This window comes from Curtobacterium uvaldense, from assembly GCF_028307415.1.
Lineage (GTDB): Bacteria > Actinomycetota > Actinomycetes > Actinomycetales > Microbacteriaceae > Curtobacterium.
Genome location: NZ_JAQMHU010000018.1, coordinates 65125 through 73972, shown reverse-complemented (window position 1 = coordinate 73972; position 8848 = coordinate 65125). Strand labels below are relative to the sequence as shown.

Annotated in this window: 8 protein-coding genes; 5 read left to right on the top strand and 3 right to left on the bottom strand. The window is 73.5% G+C overall.

Annotated features, from left to right (window positions below; all coding sequences use genetic code 11):
- Positions 1–277 precede the first annotated feature (277 nt).
- A complete protein-coding gene (locus tag PIJ49_RS11650) occupies positions 278–1183 on the bottom strand; it encodes a carbohydrate kinase family protein (protein ID WP_271826657.1) in 906 nt (301 codons plus the stop codon).
- A 129-nt stretch (positions 1184–1312) separates the two neighbouring features.
- Here PIJ49_RS11650 and PIJ49_RS11645 point away from each other — a divergent pair, with 129 nt between their 5' ends.
- Positions 1313–1732 carry a BLUF domain-containing protein gene (locus PIJ49_RS11645; RefSeq protein WP_066651524.1) on the top strand — a complete coding sequence of 140 codons (420 nt, stop codon included), beginning with the start codon at positions 1313–1315 and terminating at the stop codon, positions 1730–1732.
- A gap of 81 nt (positions 1733–1813) precedes the next feature.
- Positions 1814–2857: a hypothetical protein gene (locus tag PIJ49_RS11640; RefSeq protein WP_209684540.1), complete on the top strand. Its 1044-nt coding sequence runs from the start codon at positions 1814–1816 to the stop codon at positions 2855–2857.
- Positions 2858–2953: 96 nt separating this feature from the next.
- Here PIJ49_RS11640 and PIJ49_RS11635 read toward each other — a convergent pair whose 3' ends face one another.
- Positions 2954–4069, bottom strand: a complete 1116-nt coding sequence (locus PIJ49_RS11635; protein WP_209684542.1) for an N-acetylglucosamine-6-phosphate deacetylase — start codon at positions 4067–4069, stop codon at positions 2954–2956.
- Positions 4066–5109 (bottom strand): ROK family protein, encoded by a 1044-nt coding sequence (locus PIJ49_RS11630; RefSeq protein WP_271826656.1) that lies wholly within the window; start codon positions 5107–5109, stop codon positions 4066–4068. Before PIJ49_RS11630 ends, PIJ49_RS11635 begins: the two co-directional genes overlap by 4 nt.
- 131 nt (positions 5110–5240) lie before the next feature.
- Between PIJ49_RS11630 and PIJ49_RS11625 the strand changes: the two genes are divergently transcribed.
- The 3 genes from PIJ49_RS11625 to PIJ49_RS11615 all read left to right on the top strand — a co-directional run bounded on the left by PIJ49_RS11625 (position 5241) and on the right by PIJ49_RS11615 (position 8811).
- Positions 5241–6029 (top strand): DeoR/GlpR family DNA-binding transcription regulator, encoded by a 789-nt coding sequence (locus PIJ49_RS11625; protein WP_271826655.1) that lies wholly within the window; start codon positions 5241–5243, stop codon positions 6027–6029.
- Between the two features lie 233 nt (positions 6030–6262).
- On the top strand, positions 6263–7501 hold the full coding sequence (locus tag PIJ49_RS11620) for a Gfo/Idh/MocA family protein (RefSeq protein WP_271826654.1): 1239 nt from the start codon (positions 6263–6265) through the stop codon (positions 7499–7501).
- Positions 7498–8811 carry an ABC transporter substrate-binding protein gene (locus PIJ49_RS11615; RefSeq protein ID WP_209684545.1) on the top strand — a complete coding sequence of 438 codons (1314 nt, stop codon included), beginning with the start codon at positions 7498–7500 and terminating at the stop codon, positions 8809–8811. The genes PIJ49_RS11620 and PIJ49_RS11615 overlap by 4 nt, the downstream gene beginning before the upstream one ends.
- Positions 8812–8848 lie beyond the last annotated feature (37 nt).

The window sequence follows — 8848 nt, the reverse complement described above, 5'->3', positions numbered from 1 at the left end:
GCCGTGCGCCCGCGCGGGCCGCAGCGGCCGGGCGGTCAGCGGTCGCGCGGTCGGTGGTCGGGCGGTCAGCGGTCACGCGGTCGGTGGTCGGGCGGTCAGCGGCCACGCGGTCGGCCGCCGGTGCGATGTGCTCGCGCACAACCGGGAGCACCTCGCGCCACGTCGATCCGCGGCGCCACGTGCTCCCCGTTGTGCGGGCGACGCGAGGCTCACCCGTGGCGAGCACCGGTCGCTGCCCCGTACGTCCGGCCCGGACGAGGGGCAGGGCGACGAGCGGTCAGGCGCCCAGGACCCCGGCGGCGTCCGTGTCGAGCTCGGCCCGGACGGGCGGGTCCGCGCCCGGGCGGGACACCGTGACGGCGGCACAGGCCAGCGCGAGCGACGCCAGGCGTCCGAGCTCGTCGGTGTCGAGGCCGGTGGGCGCGGATCCCCGTGCGAGCACGCCGGCGAGCAGCCCCGCCATGAACGAGTCACCCGCGCCGATCGTGTCCGCGACCTCGACGCGCGGCGCCGGCACGGTGGTCCGCGCGCGGGCGGACGCCATCGCGCAGCCCGAGCCGCCGAGCGTCACCGCGGCGAGCGCCGCCCCGTGCGCCAGCAGCCCGTCGAGGACCTGGTCGACGCTGCGGTCCGGCCAGAGCCACGCGGCGTCCTCGTCGCTGAGCTTGATCACGTCGGCCTCGGCGAACAGCGGTTCGAGGGTGGCGAGCACGGCATCCCGGTCGGGCGTGATCGACGGACGGACGTTCGGGTCGAGGGAGACGAGGGCGTCCGTCGGGCGGGTGCGGAGTGCCTCGAGCACGGTCCGTGCGCCCGGCTCCAGCACAGCACCGATGGAGCCGACGTGCACGAGCGGCGTACCGACCGGCACCCGCACCGGGTCGAGGCGCCAGTCGAGGTCGAACTCGTAGGACGCACCGCCGTCGTCGCCGATCGTCGCGACGGCGGTGGAGGTGCGCTCGATCGCGGTCGCGTCGACCTCGACGTCGCTCGCGCCGACGTGCGCCCGGATCGAACCGCCGTGGTCGTCGTCGCCGAGCGCGCACACGAGCCGTGCGGCCCGGCCGAGGCGAGCGAGGCCGACGGCGACGTTCATCGGGCTCCCGCCCGGGTGCTCGACGCGCCCATCGGGGCGGTCGACCACGTCGACCAGGGCTTCTCCGATGACGATGACGGGGTCCATGGCACCAGCCTCCCAGAGCCGACGGCCGTGCGACGTCGGCCTGTCCGCTCGTCCCCCGGTGGTCCGTGGACGCACGGGTGCCGCGGAGTTGACTGACGGACCCGGCACGACCGCCACCAAGGAGCCCCGATGCTGTCCCTCATCTACTCGAGTGTCGCCACCCGATCCCTCGACGACGACGACCTCGCCGGCCTGCTCGCGCAGAGTCGGCGGGCGAACGCGGAGAACGACATCACCGGCGTCCTGCTCTTCCGGAACGGCTACTTCCTGCAGCTGCTCGAGGGTCCGGACCAGGCGGTCCGCGCGAAGATGGCGACGATCAAGCACGACGACCGGCACACCAAGGTCACGGTGCTCACCGAGGAGCTCATCGAGGAGCGGCAGTTCCCGGAGTGGACGATGGGCTACCCGGCCGAGGACACCGACGTCGAGCAGGCCCCGGGCTACCGGACGACCTTCGACGACCTCGACGCCGCGGACGGCACGCAGATCAGCTCGCTGCCGGCGCTCCGCGAGCTGATCCGCTGGTTCCGACCCTCGCCCCGCTGACGACCCGGCCCGACCGCGACGGCACGCGGCGTGCGAGGATCGGCTCGGTCGGACAGGGGGTCCGACGGACGGGGGCACAGCGTGGGCGACACGACCAGCGAGCAGACCAGGACGCACCCCTGGGTGCACGTGCTCGGCGCGACGGCGATCGGCGTCGGCGCCGCACACCTCGCGCGCGCGGCCGCCCTCCTCACGTTCTTCGTCGGCGTACCCGGCCTCGTGGCGCTGCTGGTCCACACGGTCGTGGCGTGCGGAGCACTCGGCGGTCTGGCGGTCCTCGCCACCCGGCGTCGCCGGACGGCGTGGCTCGGTGCTGCGGGCCTCGTCCTCGTCCCCGCGGTCCTCGTCGCGGCGCTGCTGCCCGCTGCCTTCGCCGGCCCCGAGCCGACGTTCCCGCTCCTCGCGTCCACACCCACGCCGTACCTGGTGGGCGCGGTCGTCGCCGCGGTCCCGGCGATGCTCGTGCACCGCGGGGTCCTGCGGAAGCTCGGCGCCGTCCTGGGGACGGGCGCCGCGGTCGCGGTCGTCGCGGTGGTCGTCGCGGTCGGCGTCCGCGTCCACGGGAGCGACGTGCAACGGGACGAGCAGGCCATCGCGCGGGCGCAGGTCGCCATCGGCGCGGACTTCCGGCCCGTCACGATCTCCCCCGACGGGTACGGCTCCGTGTACGAGGCGAACATCGAGCAGCGGCTACCGGGGTTCCTGCAGGTGTTCTCCTCGCCTGCCGAGGAGGCGCACGCACCCGGCGACGCGTCGGGATCCGACCTGACGGTCGTCACGCTCGCCGCGACGACCCCGCCGTGCGGCCGACCGATCGAGGGCGTCGCCCCCGGGGGCGGTTCCGAGGCGGAGACGTCGTGCGACGAGGACGGCGGGGTCGTGCGGCGGACGAGCGAACACGGCCACGAGGTCGCCGCGGTCGTGGGCGACACGCTCGTGGCCGTCAGCGCCCTGCCGGAGGTCGACGACAGCCTGCTCGAGGCTGCCGTGCGCTCCGCGGAACCCATCGACGACGAGGCGTACCGGCACGTGCTGCTCGGTGACGGCGACGAGTACACCGACGAGCTCGACGGCAACCGGTGTCCGGTCGTCGGCGCGGCGTGCGGCCCGCCGGCACGTCGCTGATCCGGACGGGAGGCGCGTGTCGGGCCGGCACCGCGCCTCCCGTCCGGCGGCGCCGGCTCCGTGACACGGGCCGCCCGGGCGGGCGGCCGCGCTCGGTCAGGCGGCCGGTCCGAGCGGCAGCGGGTGGATCCGCCCGTCGGGTCCGATCACCACGAGGTCGGCGGCGGATCCGACGCTGAGCGGCGGACGCAGACCGAGCACCGACGCCGCCCGTGCGGAGGACGCGTGCACCGCCGCCGGCAGCCGGTCCGGACGACCGTCGACGAAGCGAGCGACGGCGTCCGCCACCGTGATCGTGCTCCCCGCCAGTGACGAGCCGTCCGCGAGCCGGGCGACTCCGTCGGAGACGACGACCTCCGAGCCGGCGATCCGGTAGCTGCCGTCGGGGCAGCCGGTCGCGGCCATGGCGTCCGAGACGAGCACGAGGCGGTCACCCGCGGCTCCGCGCACGACGTCGACGGTGACCGGGTCGAGGTGGTGGCCGTCCACGATGCACTCCACGGTGAGACGCTCGTCCGACAGCGCGACGCCGACCGGGCCGGGCGCACGGTGGTGCAGCGGCGGCATCCCGTTGAACAGGTGCGTGACGAGGGTCGCACCGGCGTCCACCGCCGCCCGGACCTGGCCGCCGTCGGCGTCGGTGTGCCCGATCGCGACGACGGTACCCGACGCCACCAGTCGCCGGACCGCGTCGAGCGCACCCGGGAGCTCGGGCGCGAGGGTGACGATCCGGAGCGCCGCACCGCCGGCGTCCACGAACAGGTCGACCTCGTCGGGGGTCGGCGGGTGCAGCAGCTGCGCGGCGTGCGCACCCCGGCGGGCGGGTGCGAGCCAGGGCCCCTCGAGGTGCAGTCCGGCGAGCGTGCCGTCGTCGACGAGCGGTCGCAGGCGGTGCAGGGCGGCGACCGTGTCCGGGACCGTGCCCGTCGCGATCGACGCCACCAGGCGGGTGGTCCCCCGCGCGGCGTGGTGGTCGGCGGCCGCCCGCGCCTCGGCGACCGAGCACGAGGCGAAGTCGTGCCCGAGGGCACCGTGCGCGTGCAGGTCGACGAAGGCCGGCAGGACGGTGCCCGGCGCCTCGACCACACGGTCGTGCACCGGTGCCGCACCGGTGCCGACCGCGGCGACCCGGCCGTCCTCGACGGCGAGCCACGCCTCCGACAGGTCGACCGCGGCGGTGACGATCCGTGGGGCGCGGACGAGGACGGTCACGCGGTCACCGCCACGTCCGGCACCGACCCGGCACGCACCGACGCGGCACGCGCGGAGCCGGCCTGCGCCGAGCCGGCTCGGGCCTGGCGGGCGAGCAGCACCGCACCGATGGCGCCGGCCGCATCGCCGTGGCGCGCCCCCACGAGTTCGGGCAGTCGGACCCCGGCGAGGCGGTCCGCGACGGCGGCGCGCAGCGGGTCGAACAGCAGCGGCCCGGACTGCGCCAGGCCGCCGCCGACGATCAGGGTGTGGCACCCCGCGACGGCCGTCAGCCAGGCCAGGGTGTCGGCGAGCACGTCGACGCAGTCGTCCCACGCCCGTCGGGCGACCGGGTCCCCGTCGAGGACCCGGAGCATCGCGTCGTGGGCGCTCGGAGCACCGCTGCGGCGTGCGACGGCGCCGGCCGAGGCGACCTCCTCGACCCGGAGGCCCGCGTGCGCGCCGTCCCGGATCCGGACCTGGCCGACCTCCCCGGCCCACCCGCCGCCCGGCACGACCCGGCCGTCGACGACCAGGGCACTCGCCAGGCCGGTCCCCACCGGGACGAAGGCGACGGTGCCACGGCCGAGCGCGGCGATCGTGTCGGTGTCGGTGTCGGTGTCGGTGGCGAGCGGACCGCCCGGGGCCGCTCCCGGACCGGCGGCCCGGACCTCGGCGAGCGCTCCGGCACGGACGTCGTGGCCGAAGGCGAGCGGGACGGCGTCCACGCCTGCCGCGCGCAGGGCGTCGTCGACCCGTGCCCGGACCGGAACGTCCCGCCAGCCGAGGTTCACGGAGAGCACCGATCGGCCGGCGTCCTCGTCGACGACCCCGGGGACGACCAGACCGATCGCCCCGAGTTCCGTCCCCCGTCGCCGGGCGACCGTCCGGGCCCGCTGTCCCAGCGTCGCGACGAGCTCGGCCAGCGCGGTGGCCTGCGGGTCCTCCCGGGGCGTCGGGACACGCTGCTCCTCGAGCACCCGCCCGTCGTCGGCGACCAGGCGCACCTTGATGCTCGTGCCCCCGACGTCGATGCCGAGCGCTGCACCGTTCGCGGTCATCGCGAGCCCTCCGGTCGTGCCGATCGGGACTGATCGGACGCCGACAGCCTGCCGACCGATCGTGATCGGTGCAAACAACGCGCATCATTTCCGCTCACATCGCGCAGCGAACACGCCCGTAGGATGACGCCATGACCCCGCAGCAGAGGCTCAACGCGCTCCTCGAGCTCGTGAGCGACCGCGGGAACGTCTCCATCGCCGAGATCGGCGAGGCGCTCGGCATCTCCGCTGCGACCGCCCGGCGTGACCTCACGACCCTGGCGGACCAGCGGCTCGTCACACGCACCCACGGTGGGGCCGCAGCGCTGGGCGCGGGCTACGAGCTGCCGCTGCAGTACAAGATCGCCCGGCAGGCCGAGGCGAAGACCGCCATCGCCCGGGCGACCGCTGCGCTCGTCTCCCCGGGGGACACCGTCGGCCTGAACGGCGGGACGACGACGACCGAGGTCGCGCGGGAGCTCGGCAAGTCGGAGCGCTTCATCCGCGCCGACGGCGAGTGCGGCATCACCATCGTCACCAACGCCCTGAACATCGGCTACGAGCTGTCGGTCCGCGCCAACGTCAAGATCGTCGTGACGGGCGGTGTGGCGCGGCGGCAGTCGTACGAGCTCATCGGCCCGACGGTCCGCGACACCCTCGACGGGTTCGCGCTCGACGTCGTCGTGCTGGGGGTCGACGGACTGTCCGGCCAGTACGGCGCCACGACCATGCACGAGGGCGAGGCCGAGGTGAGCCGGCACTTCGCGTCGGTCGGACGGCGGATCATCGTGGTCGCCGACTCGACGAAGATCGAGCGCTCCACCTTCGCGCGCATCTGCCCGCTCGACCGCATCGACGTGCTCGTCACGGACCAGGCGGTGCCGGCGTCGTTCGCCGCAGAGCTGGCGTCCGCCGGCGTGGAACTCGTCGTCGCGAGCTGACGCCCCGCGGCCCAAATCACCCCGGATCCGCCCGTCACCGGCTGCGCAGCCGAAGTCGGCCGGCGCCGTCCCGTGCCGTCGTGTGCCGTCGTGTGCCGTCGCGTGCCGTCGTCGTGACGTTGCCGACATGTAACAACCTCGGATGCACGCTTCCGTGATCGAGCCATGCGTGCTTATTGTGCACTCATGATCGATTTGGCATCATTGCCGTCACAATCACGCAAGGGAGCGAGATGACCATCACGAGTACACGCCTGCTCCGGGTCGGCGTCGTCGGCATCGGCCAGCGGTCGGCCATCGCCGACCACGTGGCCGCTGCGGGGCTGGACGCCGACGGCGTGGACGCCCGGATCACGGCCGCCGCCGACACCACGGAGAACGGCCGGACACGTGCCGCCGCACACTGGCCGGAGGCCGAGGTGGTCGCCGACCACCGGGCACTGATCGGCTCGGACGGCGTGCCGAACCTCGTGGACGCGGCGATCGTCACCACCCCGGACTGGACCCACGCCGAGATCGCGATCGACCTGCTCCGTGCCGGCATCGCCGTCTACCTCGAGAAGCCCCTGGCGATCACGGTCGAGGACGCCGACGCCGTCCTGAACACCGCCGCCGAGACCGGGACGCCCCTGTACGTCGGCCACAACTTCCGGCACGCCGCCGTCGTCCGACTCATGCGCGAGGTGATCGCCCGCGGTGAGATCGGCGAGGTCAAGGCGGTGTGGGTCCGCCACTTCGTCGGCAACGGCGGCGACTACTACTTCAAGGACTGGCACGCCGACCGCAGCCGCGTGAACTCCCTCCTGCTGCAGAAGGCGAGCCACGACCTCGACGTCGTGCACGCCCTCGCCGGTGCGTACACGAGCCGGGTCGTCGGGATGGGGTCGCTCTCCGTGTACGGCGACGTCACCGACCGGCGGGATCGCAGCGACGAGCTCATGACCGACTGGTTCTCGTTCGACAACTGGCCGCCCGCCGAGCAGACCGGCCTGAACCCCGTCGTCGACGTGGAGGACGTCTCGATGGTGATGATGACGCTCGACAACGGCGTGCAGGCGAGCTACGAGCAGTGCCACTTCACGCCCGACTACTGGCGCAACTACACGGTGATCGGCACCCACGGACGGCTCGAGAACGTCGGCGACACCGGCGGTGGTGTCGTCAAGGTGTGGACCCACCGCCGCAACTGGGACGTCACCGGTGACGTCGAGTACCCGGTCGACGGCGTCGAGGACGGTCACGCCGACGCCGACCTCCTCACGATGACCGAGTTCCTCCGCTCGGTGGCCCTCGGCGAGCCGACGACGCTGTCCCCGATCGCGGCGCGTATGGCGGTCGCCGCCGGCGCACTCGCCACCCGCTCGCTCCGCAACGGCTCCGTCCCGCTCGACGTGCCGCCCCTCCCCGATGCCACGATCCGTCACTTCTCGGCCGCCGGCCGCGACGACCTCTCCGGAAGGAACACCCGATGACCCTCCCCTCCCCCCGTCACGGCCGCGGTCGCCGCCGCGCCCTGCTCGGTCTCGCTGCCGCGGTCAGCGCCGTCGCGCTCCTCGCCGGGTGCAGCAGCGCCTCGTCCGCCGGCTCCGACTCCGGGAAGGGCACCGTCGCGAAGGACACGAAGGCCGACCTGACGTACGCCGTGTGGGACCAGAACCAGGTCGACGCGATCAAGGCGAACATCAAGGGCTTCAACGAGGAGTACCCGGACATCACCGTCAACGTCGACGTCACGCCGTACGCCAACTACTTCACGAAGCTGCAGACGCAGGGCTCCAGCAACACGCTGCCCGACCTGTTCTGGATGAACGGCCCGAACTTCCAGCTCTACGCGGGCAACGGCAAGCTCGCGCCGATCACCGGCGCGGTGGAGTCGGGCGCGATCGACCCGTCGAAGTACTCGAAGGCGCTCGACGACCTGTACACCTACGACGGGGAGCAGTACGGCGTGCCGAAGGACTTCGACACGATCGGCGTCTGGGTGAACAAGGCCCTGTTCGAGCAGGCCGGCGTCGCGATGCCGTCGAAGGACTGGACGTGGCAGGACTTCCAGGACACCGCCGCCGAACTGTCGCAGAAGCTGCAGGGCGACGGCGCGTACGGCGCCGCCGGCGGCATGGACGGACAGACCACCTACTACGACACGATCTTCCAGGCCGGCGGGTCCGTCGTCGACGACGGGAAGTCGGAGTACGACACGAAGGCCGCGCAGGAGGGCATCCGCTTCTGGACCGACCTGATCGACTCGGGCGCCTCGCCGACGATCAAGCAACTGACCGACACCACGGCGGACCAGTGGTTCACCTCGGGCAAGCTCGCGATGTACCAGGGCGGCAGCTGGTTCCGGTCGGCGCTGATCGGCACCGACATGGAGCAGGACGTCGTCGTCTACCCGCTGCCGAAGGGCAAGGAGCAGGCGACCGTCATCCACGGCGTCTCGAACGTCGTCGCCGAGGGGTCGAAGGACAAGGCCGCCGCCCAGGCACTGCAGGCGTACCTGGCGAGCAAGCCGGCACAGCAGCAGCAGGGCGACATGGGCGCGGTCATCCCGGCGTACGAGGGCACGCAGGACGCCTTCACGAAGACCATGCCCGACGCGGACCTGCAGGTCTTCCTCGACGCGGTCGACTACGCGAAGCCGCTGCCGGTGTCGAAGAACACCGCCGCGTGGAACACCCTCGAGACGAACCTGCTGCCGAGCGCCTTCGACGGCTCCGAGCCGGTCGACCAGGTGACGGAGAAGCTCGCCCAGGAGATGGACGCAGCACTCGCGAAGGAGTGACGACGAGCCGGTCGGTCGGGCCCGCGCCCGGCCGGCC